Origin of the sequence: Lysinibacillus sp. NPDC093692, assembly GCF_050280125.1 — a bacterium.
Lineage (GTDB): Bacteria > Bacillota > Bacilli > Bacillales_A > Planococcaceae > Lysinibacillus.
The window spans coordinates 17,761-35,815 of record NZ_JBNNUW010000034.1 but is presented as its reverse complement, the minus strand read 5'-3'; the positions used below and the strand labels follow the sequence as shown (position 1 = coordinate 35,815).

Genomic DNA, 18,055 nt, shown 5'->3' with positions numbered 1-18,055 from the left:
GGGGTCATTCAACCACAAGAACGACCTCGATTTAGTAGACGTGGCAAGAATGTTGTTACACACGATGCGCCAAAGAGTAAAGACTTCAAAGACTTCGTGAAGCTCGTAGCATGGCAAAATAAGCCGTCAGAATTGATTACAGGACCGATAAAGCTACGAGCTGATATTTATCTCATGCCACCAAAGAAATACCATACAGGACCCAAAAGAGCGCTAATAGCTAGTGGTGAATTACGACCGACTACGAAACCTGATGCGGATAACCTGATTAAGGGCATAAAGGATGGAATGAGTAAAATCATCTGGCATGATGACGCGCAAATCGTTGAGCTAAACGTTCGTAAGTTTTATTCAGAGCAACCTAGAGCAGAGGTGACGATTGAATGGGTAGAAAAGTAGCTGAGAAGTACATTTTGTTTACTGGTGATGTTCACGAAAACATGAAATTCGATTTTACTCATAAGCAGATTGAGATACTTATAAGTCTGTGGAATGCAGGTGTGTCGATAGATAGAATCGCAAAAAGATTTTTAATCAGTCGTGCAAATGTAGCTTTAATTGTTATGGACCTTGAAATGGCTGGACGGATTGGGCCACGGGTTGGTGGATTACTAGGTGAACAGAAAGTGGTTAGTTGAAAAAAATATGTAAAAAGGGGAGAAAAAGATGAAAAAACCTAAGTTTTATAATGGACGACCAATAATTAATCCGGGGGAAATTTACGAAATTGACGGGATTGACTACAAAGTTATAACTGGTACTTCTGAAATAATTAGTGATAACCAGGATGTTATTGGTATGAAAGAAATTGTTTGGTGGTTAGATAACATTAAGACAAAAGAGCGTTCGTATATGAGAAATTCTGAATTGGTATCAAAATTTAAAGATTTGAAAGAAAAAATGCAGGAGGGAAAATGAACAATGGAAGAAACAAAATGTCAAGTATGTGCAACATATAAAGCTTTCGAAAATTTAATTGAAATTGGCACTGAACCTGAGCGATCTTTTCATATCACTGTATCACAGTTAATTGCAAGCGCGGTCGAAAAAGCTATTGAGGAAGCATATGACGAAGGTTATAAAGTAGGATTCAAAGAAGCTTCTAATGATATATCTGAAATCGTTGGTTCATATACGAAAGCTGTAAATGAAGCTTAAGAAAATTTAATTAAACAACACGAGAAACAGAAAAAGCCACAGCGTCGTCACACGCTACAGCTCGAATTGGTTTATGCCCTTTGATGGTGTTCACAAATCTAGTATATCACACCGTAGGAGGGCAAACCTATGAAACAAGGGCAAAAACATTACAGTACAACAGAGGTATTAGAAATTATTGATCGTTACAGTCACATGAAAAGAGCTTTAGGATTTGAAATAGAGAGTCCATATGCAAATGACATTATGGTCGCTGATTACGATAATATCGGAATGCCAAGAGGTGGAGGCATTAGTGACCCAACACCTAAACAGGCATTCAGGAATAAATGCATACTACCAGATCGTTTGGTGAATGAGTACAACAATAAAATTGATTTCATCAAAGAATACTCTAAGCATTTAAGAAAAGAACGTGAAATAACTGTGCTTCACTGGAAGTTATCAGGAATGAAGACTAAACACATTGCAGAATTAGAGGGAATTACAGATAGACATGTGCGACGCATTCTTCGAGAAGTAGCACAAAAAATGTCCGAAATGTCCGTTATGTCCGAAATGTCTAATGTTTCGTGAGGACTAAGAGAAAATTGTATACTAAAGGGGAGGTCGGACAGGTAAATGTTTCTTCCTTTGGTATTTATGAAATACTAAATATTAGGGAAAGACAGACCGACGACCGACCTGCGCCTCATAAACGTGTTCGAGGCAAGACATACATGGCCGGCCTATATTTTTTAAGAGATTAGGTATCTTAATTAATATAAAAGGCTAAAAAGCTGAAGGAGTGGTGTGAACTTCGTCCACTTTCTTTTTAGTCAAACTTACTACAGCAACAAAGTGCACGGAAATGCACTATAAATAAAAACGCAATTCGCATTACAAATATAACGTGGTGCAGCTCTACCACGGTTCTAAAAGTGAGCTAACTCGACAATTACCACATTAGCAAAGCTTTCATCTTAGGATGGAGGCTTTTTCTTTTGCTTTGAAAACTGCATCAAACAGCCAAAACTTTATGTGATGAGAGGGCAGAGTTTGATGTGGTTTTGAGAGCAAAAAGTTAACACATATATTTCATCTACTGGTTTATGATTTAACGGTAGGAGGTGATTTTATGTTAAACCAACAGGGACATATCAGAGCTTTCAAAGATCCGAGTAAAGAAAAATCTTTTCCATCTGAATTTAAGGCTACTATAATTTTTGCGGATGACGAAATTTACGAGGATTTCATATCTGCATATACGTTTGAAGATGCATTTGAAAGTCTTATGTGGAGGTTTGCCAGGGAAAAACGTACCGCAAAAAACATTTCACTAGAATTCTTTAGATAACAAACATCCTTCGGGGTGTTTTTATTTTGCCTTGAAAAGTGAGTATCGAGCAGTTTCCTCCCCTTTGACTGCTGGGCAACGGTACTTACTTTTGAGAGTGGAATTTGTAGAAAATTGTTCCAATTAGTTACCTCTCAAAGTATGATTGAGTGGGAGGGATATATGGAATTATTATTTATTATACTAACTAATGAACCGAAAAGCTCTGGACCTTCATTTACTGATTATTTCACAATTGGTGGTGTGATTATAACTGGGGCTATTTCGCTTATTGCAGCGATTAAATCTAGTAATACCTCAAAAACCGTGGCAAAAATATCATCAATCGATTTAAGAAGTGCAAGAGTGGCTGATACCATAAGTACACAGAGGATAGAATGGATTAATAATGTTCGAAATTGTTTTGCTGATTTTCATAAATCTGTTTTTTTGCATACTAAGCTTTTAAGGAAGTATTCATTAGATGAACATTTTAGAAGTGAAGAAATTCAACAGTCGATAAGTGAAGCAAAGTATTATAGCAATTTAATGGAGCTATATCTAAATCCAACAGAAAAAATTGTAAAACTTCTGATGAAAAGTGTTAGTAAGTGTATTAAAGAAATGGAAAGATCTACTAGCCCAAGTTCTGTAGGACTTGAATTTAGCTTGAAAATTTATTTAACAAAAATAACAACTTATCAACAGGTGATATTAAAAGCTGAGTGGCAAATTGTTAGAAATGAAATAAAGGAGGGTAAAGAATTAGATAAAGCAGAAAAAGAAGCAATTTATTTAAAAGTGGCAAAGAGAATTGATCAAAAAATTTTTGAAGAAATGATAAAATCATAAATTATTATTGAACTGACGTCTAAGTGGCGTCTTTTTTTATTTTACAAAGCAACTAGCATAACGGGGTGATGCCATTGATTGAACAAAAGTTAACAGTGAAGCAACAAGCATTTGCTGATTATTATATTGAACTAGGGAATGCAACAGAAGCTTATTTAAAGGCATATCCGAATGTTAAGAAGGAAGCGACAGCGAGAGCAGCAGGAAGTCGAATGTTAACAAATGTTAGCGTGAAAGCCTATATTGACGAGCGTATGGAGGAATTGAAGTCCGAACGAGTTGCAGACCAGCAAGAGATTATGGAGTATCTAACGTCGATAATGCGAGGTGAGCAGTCAGAAGAAACCTTACGTGGGATTGGTGAAGGTGCACAAGTAATCGATAATATTGAAGTGTCTGCAAAGGACCGCATTAAAGCAGCTGAAATGCTTGGTAAACGTTTTGTAATGTGGACGGATAAACAAGAAATCAATGCAACTGTTACTCCGGTCTTTGTTGATGACATAAGTGGTGAAAGCGATGGCAGTTAAAAAACTATCCGAATTGATACCACCAGCATTTCATTCAGTTTGGCGAGCATCTGTTGCAACAGACATTTTAAACGTTGTCTGTAACGGAGGTCGTGGTTCTGGTAAGTCATCTGATGTAGCTCATATCGTTGTACAATTGCTTATGAGATATGCTGTTAACGCTGTAGGCATACGAAAAGTAGACAACACGATTGAAACGTCCATCTTTGAGCAAATGAAGTGGGCCATAAACGAGCAAGGAGTATCGCATCTATTTAAAATCAATAAGTCGCCAATGCGATTAACTTACATTCCGCGTGGTAACTACATGATTTTCCGTGGTGCTCAAGATCCAACTCGTATTAAATCATTAAAGAGTGCTAACTTTCCATTTGCGATTGCATGGCTTGAGGAATTAGCTGAGTTCAAAACTGAAGAAGAAGTAACGACCATTACAAACTCATTACTACGTGGTGAGCTTGAGAATGGTCTTTTTTATAAGTTTTTTTACACTTACAACCCACCGAAACGTAAACAGTCTTGGGTGAATAAGAAGTATGAGAGTTCATTTCAGCCTGATAACACGCTTGTCCATAAGTCCACTTACCTTGATAACCCATATATATCGAAACAGTTTATCGAGGAAGCTGAGGCGGCTAAACAGCGTAATGAATTGCGTTATCGGTGGGAATACCTTGGTGAAGCGATAGGGAGTGGTGTTGTGCCGTTTGATAACTTACAGATTGAAAAAGGTTCAATTACTGATGAAATGGTTGCATCGTTTGATAATATTCGAAATGGCTTGGACTATGGCTATGGACCGGATCCACTAGCATTTGTTCGTTGGCATTATGATAAAAAGCGAAATTCTATTTATGCAATCGACGAACTATATGACCACAAAGTAAGTAATCGACGGCTAGCCAAATGGCTCCATGAAAAAGACTATCAATCAGATTTGATACGAGCTGAAAGTGCAGAGCCTAAAAGTAATGATGAATTAAAGAACGAACATGGTATTAAGAAAATTAAACCTGTTAAAAAAGGTCCAGATAGTGTGGAGTATGGAGAGGAGTGGCTTGGTGATTTAGATGCAATTTATATTGACCCATTACGCACACCAAACACAGCAAGAGAATTTGAAAACATCGATTTTCAAACGGACAGAGATGGCAATCCAATACCTCGTTTAGAGGATAAAAACAACCACACTATTGATGCAACGCGATATGGATTTGAAGATGATATGAGGAACAAGAAAGGCATGACAATTTTGAAATAGAAGAAGGTGAAAACAATGCTTGATAATACACACACAGAGGAACTCAATGAACACATAAAAAACAACGCTCCTAAGACTACTGATGAAATAAAAGAGCTATACGATGCCTTTGATACGTCCAAGATGGTTGAAGGTGTGAAGTATTACGGAGTCAATAATAAGATTAACGAGCGCAAGATTTACACGTACCAGAATGAAGCAAAAGTAGAAGACAAGGATGCAATCAACGCTAAAATACCTTCAGGCTTTCATAAAATATTAGTAGATCAAAAGGTTGCTTACTTAGTAGGTGAGCCGATGGTGTTCGGTTCAAAGTCTGATAACAAACCACAGCTTGAATTACTTGAGGAAATCATTGGTGAGCAGTGGGAAGACACAATCACAGAACTTGTCAAAGGCGCTAGTAATAAGGGTAAGGAATGGCTTCATGTATTTGTGAATGAAGTAGGGGACTTCGATTACATGGTTGTTCCTGCTGAAAACTTTATCCCTATTTACGACTACAGCAAACGTAAAAAGTTAATAGCTGGTATTCGATTTTATTCATTAAGCGATAGTGTCATTAAATTTGAAGTATATGACGACGAAACTGTTACTTTCTACGAAATGATAGATGGTGAACTAACACTGGATGCAAATGCTGAAGTGAATCCGGCTCCTCATTTTACCGATGCGGAAGGTGTTTCAGGTATGGGATGGGGCAAAGTACCGTTTATTAGTTTCTTGAATAACGACGAAGAATTAAGCGATCTGCATTTTTACAAAGAGACAGTTGATAATTATGACTTGCTTGTTTCTGATGCACAAAATACCTTACTAGATATGCAGGCACTTATTTTTGCTTTACGAGGGTATGAAGGCGAGTCTTTGGCTGAATTTATGATGAACCTCAAACGATATAAAGCAGTCAATTTGGACGAAAACGGTGGTATAGATACCATCAAAGCTGAAGTACCTGTTGAAGCATATAAGACACAGAAAAACACGTTGAAAGAGGATCTTTATACGTTTGGGCAAGGTGTTAATCCATCACCAGACATCATCGGAAACGCTCCTTCAGGTAAGGCATTAGAGAATTTATATTCATTGTTGGATATGAAAGCTTCAATGTTTGAACGAAAAGCCACAAGATCATTACGAGAATTTATGTGGTTCATACAAACGTATTGTGAGCTTGCTAAGAAGGGTCAATTTGATTATCGGGACGTGACATACACATTTAACAAGCTGCTACTAACCAATGAAAAAGAAATCGTCCAAATGGCGCGTGATAGTTCTGGCATCATTTCGCAAACAACAATCCTTGAGAATCATCCGTGGGTAAAAGATGTAGCCCAAGAGCAAGAACGATTAGAGAGAGATGCTATGTTGTATGGTAATGAACTTGAACCTTTAGGTGATAACAGTGGTGGTGATGGTGAAGAAGGAAATAATCAGCCACTGAAGAAGGAAAGTGAGGAACCACCACCAAAGAAAGGTAAGAAGTCTTGTGGTGAATGCGGTGGTACTGGACAAGTGACAAGCAATAAAACGAATAAACGGATCCTATGTAAAAAATGCGGTGGTACAGGCGAGGTTAGAGGATGAACCAACAAGAAATCAATCGAATCTTAGACGAAATGGAGTCAAAGGCTGAGAAGGACATTGAGAAAGTGTTTAACAAGCGTTTAAAAGCCATACTCGCTCAAATGTTTGAAATGCATCGTAAGTTCGGTAAGAACGGTCAAGCTACATGGACTGATGTAAACAAGTACAATCGTTTCAATCAGGAAATGAAGCTGATTGCTCAACAACTAAATGCTGATTACAAAGAGATTATTAAGCTCATTCAAGAGTCAGAGGAGCTTCTTTACATCGAGAAGTATCTAATGATGGCTTACCTCTTGCAACAGTCTACAGCCATAGAGATGGGCTTTAAAATACCATCTGTTGAAGTGATTCAAGCAGCATTAACTAATCCAGTTGAGTTTTTAACGCTACCAAAGGTCTTTGAAGCACACAGGAACGAGATTATCAGACGTTTGAATATCGAGATAGCACAAAGCTTAATTGCTGGTGAAAGCTACACAGACATGGCCATTAAAATTGAAAATGCTATGGGATGGACAAGGAAGAAAGCTATTCTTGTCGCTCGTACAGAGGGTGGCCGAGTAAGGTCACAAGCTGATCTAGCTGTAGAAGAACAGGCTAGTAAATCAGCACGATTAACTAAGATATGGATGTCCTCACTTGATACAAGGGTTCGTAAGTCTCATAGAAAGTTAGATGGTCAGAAAGCTGATAAAGATGGTTATTTCCATTATGGCGAGTGGAAATCAAAAGCACCGAGGATATGGGGCATTGCATCGATGGATATACAGTGCCGTTGTCATACTATTTATATGGTTAATGGTAAGTTGCCTGAATACCGTAGAGGCAGAGATTACATGGATGATACGTACCAAAAGCAATTGGCTGCTCGTATTGATGCTTATATGGAGGATTTAGGCCTAACTTACAAGCAAGCTTTCAACAAAGCGTACAAACAGGTAAAGCCACCGAGTGTTACTATGCCGTTCGTGAGTTATGAAGAGTGGAAGAAAAAATTTAGTGGAGAGGTGTAGAGATGAAAGAAACAGAAGCTTTAAGTCACTTTGCTGATTCTAAACACGTTGAATTTCTAGGACTAGCAGGTAACAAGTCAAAAATCCGGTATGATGGATTTTCCACAGTGAAATTAGAAATTATTTTTAGTGCTAAAAGTCCACAAGAATCAAACTTAGCATTACTGGAAATTGTTGAAAAGGCTGCAGAAATATTTAACGTTCCTATCGAGGAAGGGTGGGGTAAATGAAATATACACGTTCAAGAATAGTTGGTGAAGTGGTGTTATTTGAAACATTCAAAGGTGATGTTAATGAAATTGCGGAGTTGAGTAAAGCACTTGCTTCACATAAAGCACTTACAGTTAAACCTGAATTTCATGTACATGTATCTGGATCAATCGATACTACAAGACTTAGCAAGGCATTAAAGGCTGTTCAGAACATAAACAAGGATGTTGAGAAAAAGGTTGATGAATTTACCCAATGGAGTACGGAAATTGCTAAACTAGCTAAACGTAACATTGATATTGGTTTACTAAAGGAGTTAAACAGTCTTGGTCCAAAATGTTTAAAAGAAATATTGGCTCTTAATTCTTTAACGAACGAAAAATTTGATGAGTATTGCGAATTGTACCGAGAAAAAGAAAAGTTATCTTTCGAACAATTTAATATGATTTGATTTAGTCACTGAATGAGTGGCTTTTTATTATGCCTTTTTTCGTCTTTTTCGAGCTTGTAGACGTTAAAGAATAAGCTTCTAACCTAACGTGTCGTTACACGATAAAAACGAATTAGGAGGCAAATAGAAATGAATAAAGAGCAATTAATAGCATTGGGTTTAACAGAGGAACAAGCACAACAAGTCGTAGATGGTTTTGGCACGATGGTTCCTAAGAGTCGCTTAGATGACAAAATCACTGAGGTGAATGACTATAAGCAACAATTAACTGATCGTGATACTCAATTAAAAGAACTACAAACAAAGGCAACAGGCAATGCAGAATTACAGGTAGAAATTACACGTTTACAACAAGAAAATGAGCAAGTGAAAGCCGATTTCGAAAGCCAACTTACTCAAAAGGATTACGATTTTGCATTAACGGAAGCGCTACGTACTGCGAAGGCAAAGAATCCGACTGCTGTAAAAGCATTATTGAATGTTGAATCTATCAAACTTGTAGATGGAAAGCTAGTAGGTCTTGATGAACAACTTGCAACATTGAAAACGTCTGACGATTATTTATTTACTCCTGAAGGGTTGAAGGGTAATACACCTCCGAATCCAGGTGGTGGAGGAAAGCCAGTTACAAACCCATTCAGTAAAGAGAATTGGAATCTTACAGAGCAAGGTCGCTTGTTCCGTGAAGAACCAGAAAAAGCAAAACAATTACAAGCCTCAGCAGGGCAGTAGGAGGAATTAATTTATGACAACACGTATTGCAGATGTTATCGTACCTGAGGTGTTTAATCCTTACACGGTACAACGTACAAATGAATTATCAGCACTTTACCAATCAGGTATTGTTGCACCAGTAGCAGAATTACAAAATGCATTAGGTAAAGGTAATCGCTACTTTAACATGCCTTACTGGAATGATTTAAGTGGTGATGATGAATCACTAGAAGATACATCAGGTTGGGCATTAACACCTGATAAGATTACAACAGGGCAAGATATGGCAACACAATTGTTCCGTGGTAAAGCTTGGTCAGCAACAGACCTATCCCGTACATTATCAGGTGACGATCCAATGAAAGCTATTGGTGATTTAGTAGCTGGCTATTGGAATCGTCGTATGCAAGCAGCTTTAATTTCAACGTTAAAAGGCTCGTTTACTACTATTGTCGATACACACGTTAACGATATCACTGGCGGTACAGGTGATGCAGCGAAAATCTCGGGTGCATCAATCGTTGATACGATGTCAAAATTGGGTGATGCACACGAAGTCTTAACGGGTCTGGTAATGCACAGTGTTCCTTACTTCAATCTTGTTAAACAAGGGTTGTTGGAAGATGTACGTGATGCTAACGGTAATGTGCTTTATAAAGCGTACTTAGGCAAGCGAATTATTATGGATGATGGTGTCCCGACAGAAACAAAAGATGGTGTAACGAAATACACTACTTATTTATTCGGTGCTGGGGCTATCGGATATGCAGAAGGTTCGCCAGAGGTACCAACAGAAACGGATCGTGATAAATTAGCCGGTGAAGATATTCTTATTAACCGTAAACACTTTGTATTGCACCCTCGTGGTATCAAATTTACAAATGCTTCTGTTGCTAAAACAGCACCAACAAATGCTGAATTAGAGAAAGCAGCTAACTGGTCTAAAGTCTATGAAGATAAAGACATTCGTATGGTTGCTTTAATTACATTAGGTTAATCAGAGAGGGGCATCCCCTCTTATTTTTATTTAAAGGGGTGATGGTATGAGTGCTACAGCTTACCAAAGACGTAGACGTGAGATTGCAAAGGCTAAACAGCTAGAAGAAGAAAAGGCAAAGGCTCAAACGAAACGAGCACCTAAGAAGGTGAAAGACGATGTGGAAACCGACAAATGATGAAATCAAAGGAATCATTGCTCTAAACGGTGAAAAGGCTACAGCGAAACGAGTAGACCATTACACAGCGTTAGCGCCTGTTATATACGACGTTGGATGTTCATGGGCTAATAACATATTTGACATGTCCGAAGGTGCTGACAGACAAAAGCGAAGTGCTATGAAGTTGTTTATTGCAAAAGCATGTCAGTACTTTGAATTAAAAGTCGGGCTTGTAAGTCGTTCGATGGGAACGGTTGCTTATTCTTTTTCTGATGAGATACCAGCAACCGTTTATAAGCCGTTAAAACCTTATCGGAAATTGAGGTGGTAACATGTGCGATGAACTTCCACATGAAGTTGAAGTGGTAGAGAAGAAGAAAGTATCGGATGGTGCTGGAGGCTTTAAAACTGAGTGGGTACCTGTCGATACCATAGAATGTTTCGTAGACACACCGACGAGCAAGGATCAGTATTACGCGCAACAATTGAACAATCCATTGGAGCGCTACATGTACTACGAATATCGAACTGACCTTACATCTAGTATGCGACTACGCTATGAAGGTGAAATATATGCTTTCGCTGGCCGTGCTGAGGACCAAGGTGGACAACACGAAATCATGCGTGTTGCGTTAAAGTTGGTGACTGAATAATGGCTAGAATTACTTACTCAGGTCGCCAACTAATGAAAGCAGCTAAGCGTTTCGAGAAAGGACTTCTTGATAAAGTCTCAGACGTAGTTCACGAAACAGCGAGACTGATTCAGACAGAAGCGAAAGCACTTGCTCCTGTCGATGATGGAAGTTTACGAGATTCCATCGAAATGAAGATGATAGGTAAATACAACGCTATTGTTACAGTGGGTGCAAATTATGCAATATACGTTGAATACGGTACCGGTATTTATGCAGAGAAAGGAAATGGTCGTAAAACACCGTGGACTTACTACAGTACTAAACTTGGCCGTTATGTAACAACAGATGGTATGAAAGCTCAACCATTCTGGGGTCCCGCCGTTGATGCTGGAAGAGACTATTTCATGAAAGAAATGAGGCGATTAGGCTTATGACAAATTATTATGCCTTGCCTTTCTTCAATTTACAGAGGGTCATTTTTCAGAAGTTAACAGCTTGTGAAGCATTAACAAGTATCACACGTAAGGATGATGAAGATTTAGGTGTGTACGATGCAGTAGACGAGAATACACCTTATCCTTATGTAACAATTTCAGAGCCTTACTCAAGTCCTTTTGATACCAAAACAAGCAATATCGAAACGATCACATTTACGATACATGCTTGGTGGAAAGACAACGATAGTTATAGTGGCAAGCGTAAGGTATATGAAATGTTATCGGCTTGTCAGATGGCTTTAATGGCTCGGAATTACGTGATTCCAAACGCAAGAGTATTAAGTATCACAAGACGTGAATCTCGTGTTATAGACGATAATAGCCCCAATGTAAAGCATGGCATTTTATCAATTCAATACAAAGTACAAAACATCTAACAGTCCTTATGGGGCTGTTTTTATTTTAGGAGGGAAAACACACATGCAAAGTGGTAAAGATACAATTTTAATGGTGCAACTCGCTACCGCAGCATTAGGTGCTGATGGTTTCTTATTAGGTAACCTAACTGAAAACTCGCGCTCAAAAGAGAATGAGCTTGTTGACGAACAAACAAAATTCGGGCGTATTTTAGCCTATGGACAATCGTCAGAAAGCTTTGAAGCAACCATGTTTGGTGACAAAAATGATCCAGGACAAAAAGCTGTCGCAGATGCTATTGACAATGAAGTTCAATTGAAAGTCTGGGAAATAGATTTAAACCTTAATGCGAATGGTAAGCATGATACTATTTTCGCTTATACGTTAGTAGAAAATGTAGAATATTCTAGTCCCGGTGATGGGTTCCAAGAATTATCGACAACTCTACAAGTTATCGGTAAGTCAAAGAAAGATGAGCTAGACCCACTACCGCCAGAAGTTATCGAATTTGCAACTTATGGATTTGAAGCACCTGGTGAGAAAACGGGTGAATTCGGAAAAGGACAAACAGATGGGATTGCGGTAGATAGTGTTTCTGCGTCACCTCAGACAACTTCAGTGGTAGTTGGCAGCACTCGTCAACTTACAGTAACTGTTCTTCCGGCAGAGGCAACAAATAAGAACGTTACATTTACTTCAAGCGACAATTCTATTGCTACTGTTACATCTACAGGGCTTATTACAGGTGTAGCTGAAGGTTCAGCAACAGTAACAATCACAACAGCGAGTGGTGGTAAAACAACAACGGTTGCAGTGACAGTTACAGCTTCATAATCAAAGCACTTATAAAGAGTGCTTTTTATTTTACTTATAAAACATTAGGAGGGCTATTACACATGGCTACATTAACAATTGCAGAGAAACAACAAGAGGCGAAATTCGGTTTTGCGTTTAAAAATTTAGCAGATAAAAACTACAACCAAACAGACAAAGAAGGTAACGATGTAGGTGGCTTTAGTGCAATTTATACAGGATTACTACAATTTGATATAGACGCATTAAAAGCTTTTTGGGATTGTGGTTTAGCTCACTTAGGTTCTAAAGGACGCCCGAAAATCGTTGAAATCGAGGAAGCTATAGAAGCGCGAATCGATAAAGACAAAGGCACAGAAGAACTATTCAAAGAGGCATTCCGTGAAATAGATTCTTCGGGTTTTTTCAAAAAAGATGCCAAGACGTTTTGGAAGAACTTAGAGAAGTTCAAAGATATGGGCAAAACGGACGAGGAGAAAGAAGAGAACGCGATGGGTGCTCAAATCATGTTAGACGGGAAGGCGGAGCTGTTGGGCGAAACAACAGAGTCGACGGACTAGAATGGCTCGAAGTTTTAACTGATGTAGCGCAATGCATGGGTGTCTATGATGTGGATCTAATCATGTCATGGACTCCTAATGAGTACAAAGCATTCAAAAAAGGTGCCATGTTACAGGTTGTTGATGACTTAGACAACATGGCGCGAATGGCTGTTTTTAATCGAATCGCAACCAACAAGAAGAAGCTGAACATCGAAAAAGATTTATTCGATGCAAAAAGCGCTCGTAAACGAATCATTGACGGTGATAACACATGGAAAGAAGCGAAGAAGATTGATACAACTCGTCATGCTAAGGCGCAAGAAGCAATGAAGAAATGGGCTGAAAATTTAAGTAAGAAAGGGTGATGGCAATGAACGGAAACTTTACAGCAAAAATTGGTGCACGTATTACTGAGTTTATGGCGAAGATGCGCCAAGTACAAAGCACAATCAAAAGTGCAGCAAATGATGTACGAGTGGACATCGGTGCTGATGTTGCACAATTTAAACGAAAATCAGCCGAAGTTAAAGCGAAAATGCTTGCTCTCTCACGAGATAAAGTCGTCATAAATATCGAGGCTCGTATTGAGGACTTCCAAAGGAAGATTCAACGGATTGCAGTAAATATCCGTGCGTTTGGCGAGCTAATGCAACACACCGTAATGGGTACAATAATGACCGTCTTTCCGGCATTGGCGCCTATTTTAGCTAATGTCGCTGTAGCTATTGCGAATTTAGGTCCAATGATTGGTGTTGTCGCTGGTTCTACATTTGCATTAGCTGGAGCATTTATGGCAGCTGGTGCGGCAGCCGGAGCATTTGCCGCTGTTGCGATTCCAACAATCAAAAAGTTATTTGATGAAGAAGCGAAATTAAACGCAGTTCAACAGCAAGCTAAAAATTCGTTTGATGCTGTAAAAACCACATATCAGTCACTTGTAAAAGAGACGGAAAAACCAGTTTTGCAGGCCTTTACGAGTAGTATGCAAGCAACTGATGCCATACTCAATAAGTTGCGACCGTTATTTTTATCTAGCGCACAAGCTGTAGCCAATTTGATGGCTCAGCTAAATACAGCAATAGGCACACCACCAATCCAGAATTTCTTGGAGTATCTTAATACTTCAGGCGGTCCAATGCTTGAGACTTTTGGTCGCTCATTCGGAAACGTATTTAAAGGGCTGCTATCAATGCTTACAGCCTTTGCACCATTAAGCGCAAGTACCGCCAAAGGCTTCGAGGAAATGACCGCAAGATTTGCTGAATGGGCGAATGGATTAAGTGGTAGTGCGAAATTCCAAGCGTTCATGGATTATGTGAACACTAACATGCCAAAGATTCGAGCTATATTCCGTGATGCAACAGCGGGAGTTGTTTACTTCTTCAGTGCATTCGCTGGATCATCATCAGGCATGATGGACGGCTTAGTATCTATGATGGGTCGATTTAAAGAGTGGTCAGCTACTCTTAGTCAAAACCAAGGTTTCCAACAGTTTATTGATTATGTACATCAAACAGCACCTAGTGTTATACAGCTAATCGGAAATTTAACACAGTTTTTAGTCAATCTAGGAATTGGTATGGCCCCATTAGGAGCAACCATTATTAATGTTGCAAATAACGTATTAGAATTTGTGAATTCCATGATGGAAGGCAATCGAACTATCGGTGTTATTATAGCTGGATTAATTTCTTTTGGTGGAGCTTTGCTTGCTATCGTACCTAACGTTATTGCCTTCGGTACTTTATTTAAAGGTGCAGGGAAAGTAGTTGGGATATGGGGCAAATCATTCAAAGGTGTTAAATCATTAATATCAGATTTCGGCGGTACTCTTTTAAAAATGACACCTGCATTAGAGGCGACAGGTGGAGCATTAGGATTCATTACTGCTCCTGTAGCGTTAGTTGCTGCAGCTATAGCAGGATTAATCGCTGTGTTTGTAGGGTTATATCAAACTAACGAAACCTTCAGAGCTCAAGTTTTAACTGTATGGGAAGCAATCAAAACAGGAATTTCAACTGTAGTAACAGCTGTTAGTGGTTTGATTACGTCAGTATGGTCACAAATCACAGCATTTTGGAATGAAAACCAAGCAAGTATTATGGCGACCGCATCGGCTGTTTGGAACGTTATCGGTACAGTTGTTACAACTGTGATGTCAGCGATTGGGGCAATCATGCAGTTTGTTTGGCCAGTAGTTAAAGCTCTTGTTGTTTCAACGTGGGAAGCAATAATGAACGTTATCCAGGGCGCAATTGATGTAATTCTTGGAATCGTCAATACATTCTCAGCTTTATTCAGAGGAGACTGGCAAGGTGTTTGGGATGGTATTAAGCAAATACTTGGTGGAGCAGTACAAGCTATTTGGGGAATAGTTAACCTTTACTTTGTAGGTAAATTACTTGGCCCACTGAAAGCATTTGGTAGTTCGGCTAAATCAATAATACAAACTGTTTGGACAGTTATTAAGGGTATTTTTACAAATACTCTTAATGCGATTAAAACAGTTGTAACAACAATCTTTAATGGTATAAAAACAACGATCCAAACAGTTTCAAATACCACAAAATCAATAATTTCAACAGTTTGGAACGCCATTAAATCAGTTATTACAACGGTTCTAAATGCTATCAAGTCTGTTGTCACTACGGTTTGGAATGGAATAAAGAGTGTTATTTCCTCAATACTAAATAACATCAAGAGTACTGTCTCATCCGTTTGGAATGCAATTAAAAGCACAATTACGAGTATCCTAAACGGCATCAAGAGTGTTGTTTCATCAATCTGGAATGGTATTAAATCAGTCGTAACAACAGTTTTGAATGGCATTAAAACTATTATTACTACCACTTGGAACGGTATTAAAACAACTGTCGAAACCGCAATGACTGGTGTTAAAACAGCAATAGAAACAGGTTGGAATGCAGCTAAGACATTCCTAGAAAATATTAAGCTAATACAGATTGGTAAAGACATCATAAACGGCTTAATCAAAGGTATTACAGACTCATTTGGCGCTGTTGCGTCAGCATTAAGTAGTTTAACAGATTTAATTCCTTCTTGGGTTAAGTCAGCGTTAGGAATTCACTCGCCTTCTCGTGTAATGATTGCCATTGCTAAATGGATTCCTATCGGTGTGGCAAAAGGTATTGAAGCAACAACAAACGTTGTACAAAAAGCTACTAATCTAATGTCCACTAAGGCAATTCCTGACTTTAGCAAGTCTATTACAACAACCAAATCAGCGATGGATAACATCAATAATATCGTTAAAAATGCATCGTCAAATACAAGTGCAGACGCTATCACCATCCAAAAGGATTACGCAAAAAAACGTGCTGAAGTTGATCGTAAGGCCGAACAACAGATAGCTGTCATTAAAGCTTCTGCATCTAAAAAGACTCAAACAAATACAAAGGCTCAACAAGAACGCATTAACAACATTATGAAAGATGCGGCAGCAAGTCGCGAGAAACTAGCGAAGCAAGAAGCTGATGCACTTGCAAAAGCGAGAAGCAAATCACAAAAAGAAACGCTGGAAGCATTAGAACAGTTTGTTTCTAATAAAGAGTCGCTCGAAATGTGGTCTACAGAACAACAAGCAGGGTATTGGAAGTACGCAACGACGCTGTTTAAGGAAAACACAAAAGAGCGTATTATAGCACAAAATAATTACAACAAAGCAATGAATGAATTAGCCAAAGAGCAGTTTGAAAAAGAGAAAAACTATATTGAACGCAAAAAGAATTTCAATCAGCTGTCACTTACCCAAGAACTAGCCGCATACAAAAAGTACATGCAGCAATATGCCAAGGGTAGCGAAGAGCGTATCTACTACGAAGAAAAAGTGGCGCAAACGAAGAAAGAAATTCACGATAAGCTAATTTCTCTTAATGAAGAGTATACAACTAAGATTCAGGAAGCTAACCAAAAGCTTATTGATGGTTCCAAAGCGCTTACCAAAGAATATGAGGATGCAGTTAAATCGCGACAGCAGTCTTTATATAGCGTTGTTGGACTATTTGATGAAATGGAAGAGAAAGCCGCTGTATCTGGACAAAAGTTGATTGATAACTTGAGAGGTCAAAATCAGGCATTCCAAGAATGGGCAGCTAATCTGCAAGCTTTAGGTGCTAGAAACATTGACCAAGGGTTATTATCCGAACTGCAAGCATTGGGTCCTAACGCCTCTGCTGAGATCGCGGCTTTAAATACTTTAAGTGAGTCCCAACTAACTGAATACGTAGCTTTATGGCAAGAAAAATCTAGTCTAGCACGTTCGCAAGCAGAGTTAGAGTTAACTGGAATGAAAGAAGAAACAGCTAAAAAGATTGATGAGTTAACAACTGAAACGGCTTCCCAGTTAGACATCTATAAAACGGAATGGGTCAATAAAATTAAAGAAGTACGAACTGGTACCACAAAAGAGTTTAATGCAATGGTAGCAACGATGCCTTCTATTGGCCGTAACGTGATTAAAGGTATGCAACAAGGGTTATCAGAGTTAACACCTGATTTACTTGCACAAGCGCAATCAATTGCTGAAAGTATCAAAGCTACTATTCAAGGGGCGCTAGACATTCATTCACCTTCACGTTGGGGTAAAAAGATGGTCGGTCATAACTTGGTTAAAGGGATCATCATCGGTATGGCAGACATGAAATCAGATGCCATTAAAGCTGCTGAAAGAGTGGCTGAGTGGATTCAACCGCACGTTGAAGTTAGTGATATTATCAGTGATATTAACGGAGCTATCGATGCCATTCAAACTGAGATTGAACACAAGGTGAAAGTTGATGTCGAGGTAAAAGGTGAAGGTGGACAAGGTGCGAATGCTAACGGTGTGCATCAAGAGGTACACTTACATTCACCGAAGCATTTATCTCCATCAGAGAATGCGCGTCAATTGAAAAAAGTAGCTCAACAAATGGCTTTCAATTAATTAAAGGAGTGGTCGTCT

Annotated in this window: 24 protein-coding genes; all 24 read left to right on the top strand. The window is 38.8% G+C overall.

What is annotated here, in order from left to right:
- Positions 1-399, top strand: a 399-nt coding sequence (locus ACQKN4_RS23545; RefSeq protein WP_427484989.1) for a RusA family crossover junction endodeoxyribonuclease, incomplete at its 5' end; no start/stop codon positions are given.
- A complete protein-coding gene (locus ACQKN4_RS23540; protein WP_427484988.1) occupies positions 384-638 on the top strand; it encodes a hypothetical protein in 255 nt (84 codons plus the stop codon). The genes ACQKN4_RS23545 and ACQKN4_RS23540, both read left to right, overlap by 16 nt.
- Before the next feature lie 28 nt (positions 639-666).
- Entirely contained in the window at positions 667-918 is a 252-nt protein-coding gene (locus ACQKN4_RS23535; protein ID WP_427484987.1) for a hypothetical protein, read from the top strand.
- A gap of 3 nt (positions 919-921) precedes the next feature.
- Complete coding sequence (locus tag ACQKN4_RS23530; RefSeq protein WP_427484986.1) at positions 922-1,158, top strand: hypothetical protein; 237 nt, start codon at positions 922-924, stop codon at positions 1,156-1,158.
- A gap of 129 nt (positions 1,159-1,287) precedes the next feature.
- Positions 1,288-1,734: a helix-turn-helix transcriptional regulator gene (locus tag ACQKN4_RS23525; protein ID WP_427484985.1), complete on the top strand. Its 447-nt coding sequence runs from the start codon at positions 1,288-1,290 to the stop codon at positions 1,732-1,734.
- Between the two features lie 541 nt (positions 1,735-2,275).
- Positions 2,276-2,494, top strand: a complete 219-nt coding sequence (locus ACQKN4_RS23520; protein ID WP_427484984.1) for a hypothetical protein — start codon at positions 2,276-2,278, stop codon at positions 2,492-2,494.
- Between the two features lie 162 nt (positions 2,495-2,656).
- Positions 2,657-3,325: a hypothetical protein gene (locus tag ACQKN4_RS23515; protein ID WP_427484983.1), complete on the top strand. Its 669-nt coding sequence runs from the start codon at positions 2,657-2,659 to the stop codon at positions 3,323-3,325.
- Positions 3,326-3,399: 74 nt separating this feature from the next.
- Positions 3,400-3,855, top strand: coding sequence for a terminase small subunit (locus ACQKN4_RS23510; protein WP_427484982.1), 456 nt, complete (start codon positions 3,400-3,402; stop codon positions 3,853-3,855).
- A complete protein-coding gene (locus ACQKN4_RS23505; protein WP_427484981.1) occupies positions 3,845-5,116 on the top strand; it encodes a PBSX family phage terminase large subunit in 1,272 nt (423 codons plus the stop codon). The genes ACQKN4_RS23510 and ACQKN4_RS23505 overlap by 11 nt, the downstream gene beginning before the upstream one ends.
- 15 nt (positions 5,117-5,131) lie before the next feature.
- Positions 5,132-6,703 carry a phage portal protein gene (locus ACQKN4_RS23500; protein ID WP_427484980.1) on the top strand — a complete coding sequence of 524 codons (1,572 nt, stop codon included), beginning with the start codon at positions 5,132-5,134 and terminating at the stop codon, positions 6,701-6,703.
- Positions 6,700-7,719: a phage minor head protein gene (locus tag ACQKN4_RS23495; protein ID WP_427484979.1), complete on the top strand. Its 1,020-nt coding sequence runs from the start codon at positions 6,700-6,702 to the stop codon at positions 7,717-7,719. The genes ACQKN4_RS23500 and ACQKN4_RS23495 overlap by 4 nt, the downstream gene beginning before the upstream one ends.
- Before the next feature lie 2 nt (positions 7,720-7,721).
- Entirely contained in the window at positions 7,722-7,949 is a 228-nt protein-coding gene (locus ACQKN4_RS23490; protein ID WP_427484978.1) for a hypothetical protein, read from the top strand.
- Positions 7,946-8,380 (top strand): hypothetical protein, encoded by a 435-nt coding sequence (locus tag ACQKN4_RS23485; RefSeq protein ID WP_427484977.1) that lies wholly within the window; start codon positions 7,946-7,948, stop codon positions 8,378-8,380. Before ACQKN4_RS23490 ends, ACQKN4_RS23485 begins: the two co-directional genes overlap by 4 nt.
- A gap of 129 nt (positions 8,381-8,509) precedes the next feature.
- Positions 8,510-9,112, top strand: coding sequence for a phage scaffolding protein (locus ACQKN4_RS23480; protein WP_427484976.1), 603 nt, complete (start codon positions 8,510-8,512; stop codon positions 9,110-9,112).
- A 13-nt stretch (positions 9,113-9,125) separates the two neighbouring features.
- A complete protein-coding gene (locus ACQKN4_RS23475; protein ID WP_427484975.1) occupies positions 9,126-10,091 on the top strand; it encodes a major capsid protein in 966 nt (321 codons plus the stop codon).
- A gap of 46 nt (positions 10,092-10,137) precedes the next feature.
- Entirely contained in the window at positions 10,138-10,269 is a 132-nt protein-coding gene (locus tag ACQKN4_RS23470) for a hypothetical protein (protein WP_427484974.1), read from the top strand.
- A complete protein-coding gene (locus ACQKN4_RS23465; RefSeq protein ID WP_427484973.1) occupies positions 10,250-10,582 on the top strand; it encodes a hypothetical protein in 333 nt (110 codons plus the stop codon). Before ACQKN4_RS23470 ends, ACQKN4_RS23465 begins: the two co-directional genes overlap by 20 nt.
- Before the next feature lies 1 nt (position 10,583).
- Complete coding sequence (locus ACQKN4_RS23460) at positions 10,584-10,904, top strand: phage head closure protein (protein ID WP_427484972.1); 321 nt, start codon at positions 10,584-10,586, stop codon at positions 10,902-10,904.
- Entirely contained in the window at positions 10,904-11,320 is a 417-nt protein-coding gene (locus ACQKN4_RS23455) for an HK97-gp10 family putative phage morphogenesis protein (RefSeq protein WP_427484971.1), read from the top strand. The genes ACQKN4_RS23460 and ACQKN4_RS23455 overlap by 1 nt, the downstream gene beginning before the upstream one ends.
- Positions 11,317-11,760, top strand: coding sequence for a DUF3168 domain-containing protein (locus ACQKN4_RS23450; RefSeq protein ID WP_427484970.1), 444 nt, complete (start codon positions 11,317-11,319; stop codon positions 11,758-11,760). Before ACQKN4_RS23455 ends, ACQKN4_RS23450 begins: the two co-directional genes overlap by 4 nt.
- A gap of 43 nt (positions 11,761-11,803) precedes the next feature.
- Positions 11,804-12,574 carry a phage major tail protein, TP901-1 family gene (locus ACQKN4_RS23445; protein ID WP_427484969.1) on the top strand — a complete coding sequence of 257 codons (771 nt, stop codon included), beginning with the start codon at positions 11,804-11,806 and terminating at the stop codon, positions 12,572-12,574.
- 62 nt (positions 12,575-12,636) lie between these two features.
- On the top strand, positions 12,637-13,113 hold the full coding sequence (locus tag ACQKN4_RS23440; RefSeq protein WP_427484968.1) for a tail assembly chaperone: 477 nt from the start codon (positions 12,637-12,639) through the stop codon (positions 13,111-13,113).
- 50 nt (positions 13,114-13,163) lie between these two features.
- Positions 13,164-13,460: a hypothetical protein gene (locus ACQKN4_RS23435; protein ID WP_427484967.1), complete on the top strand. Its 297-nt coding sequence runs from the start codon at positions 13,164-13,166 to the stop codon at positions 13,458-13,460.
- 5 nt (positions 13,461-13,465) lie between these two features.
- On the top strand, positions 13,466-18,037 hold the full coding sequence (locus tag ACQKN4_RS23430; protein ID WP_427484966.1) for a hypothetical protein: 4,572 nt from the start codon (positions 13,466-13,468) through the stop codon (positions 18,035-18,037).
- Positions 18,038-18,055: the final 18 nt, after the last annotated feature.

Coding starts and splice junctions, on each gene's coding strand:
- ACQKN4_RS23540 (WP_427484988.1), top strand. CDS start 384: ATGGGTAGAAAAGTAGCTGAGAAGTACATTTTGTTTACTGGTGATGTT.
- ACQKN4_RS23535 (WP_427484987.1), top strand. CDS start 667: ATGAAAAAACCTAAGTTTTATAATGGACGACCAATAATTAATCCGGGG.
- ACQKN4_RS23530 (WP_427484986.1), top strand. CDS start 922: ATGGAAGAAACAAAATGTCAAGTATGTGCAACATATAAAGCTTTCGAA.
- ACQKN4_RS23525 (WP_427484985.1), top strand. CDS start 1,288: ATGAAACAAGGGCAAAAACATTACAGTACAACAGAGGTATTAGAAATT.
- ACQKN4_RS23520 (WP_427484984.1), top strand. CDS start 2,276: ATGTTAAACCAACAGGGACATATCAGAGCTTTCAAAGATCCGAGTAAA.
- ACQKN4_RS23515 (WP_427484983.1), top strand. CDS start 2,657: ATGGAATTATTATTTATTATACTAACTAATGAACCGAAAAGCTCTGGA.
- ACQKN4_RS23505 (WP_427484981.1), top strand. CDS start 3,845: ATGGCAGTTAAAAAACTATCCGAATTGATACCACCAGCATTTCATTCA.
- ACQKN4_RS23500 (WP_427484980.1), top strand. CDS start 5,132: ATGCTTGATAATACACACACAGAGGAACTCAATGAACACATAAAAAAC.
- ACQKN4_RS23495 (WP_427484979.1), top strand. CDS start 6,700: ATGAACCAACAAGAAATCAATCGAATCTTAGACGAAATGGAGTCAAAG.
- ACQKN4_RS23490 (WP_427484978.1), top strand. CDS start 7,722: ATGAAAGAAACAGAAGCTTTAAGTCACTTTGCTGATTCTAAACACGTT.
- ACQKN4_RS23485 (WP_427484977.1), top strand. CDS start 7,946: ATGAAATATACACGTTCAAGAATAGTTGGTGAAGTGGTGTTATTTGAA.
- ACQKN4_RS23480 (WP_427484976.1), top strand. CDS start 8,510: ATGAATAAAGAGCAATTAATAGCATTGGGTTTAACAGAGGAACAAGCA.
- ACQKN4_RS23475 (WP_427484975.1), top strand. CDS start 9,126: ATGACAACACGTATTGCAGATGTTATCGTACCTGAGGTGTTTAATCCT.
- ACQKN4_RS23470 (WP_427484974.1), top strand. CDS start 10,138: ATGAGTGCTACAGCTTACCAAAGACGTAGACGTGAGATTGCAAAGGCT.
- ACQKN4_RS23465 (WP_427484973.1), top strand. CDS start 10,250: ATGTGGAAACCGACAAATGATGAAATCAAAGGAATCATTGCTCTAAAC.
- ACQKN4_RS23460 (WP_427484972.1), top strand. CDS start 10,584: ATGTGCGATGAACTTCCACATGAAGTTGAAGTGGTAGAGAAGAAGAAA.
- ACQKN4_RS23455 (WP_427484971.1), top strand. CDS start 10,904: ATGGCTAGAATTACTTACTCAGGTCGCCAACTAATGAAAGCAGCTAAG.
- ACQKN4_RS23450 (WP_427484970.1), top strand. CDS start 11,317: ATGACAAATTATTATGCCTTGCCTTTCTTCAATTTACAGAGGGTCATT.
- ACQKN4_RS23445 (WP_427484969.1), top strand. CDS start 11,804: ATGCAAAGTGGTAAAGATACAATTTTAATGGTGCAACTCGCTACCGCA.
- ACQKN4_RS23440 (WP_427484968.1), top strand. CDS start 12,637: ATGGCTACATTAACAATTGCAGAGAAACAACAAGAGGCGAAATTCGGT.
- ACQKN4_RS23430 (WP_427484966.1), top strand. CDS start 13,466: ATGAACGGAAACTTTACAGCAAAAATTGGTGCACGTATTACTGAGTTT.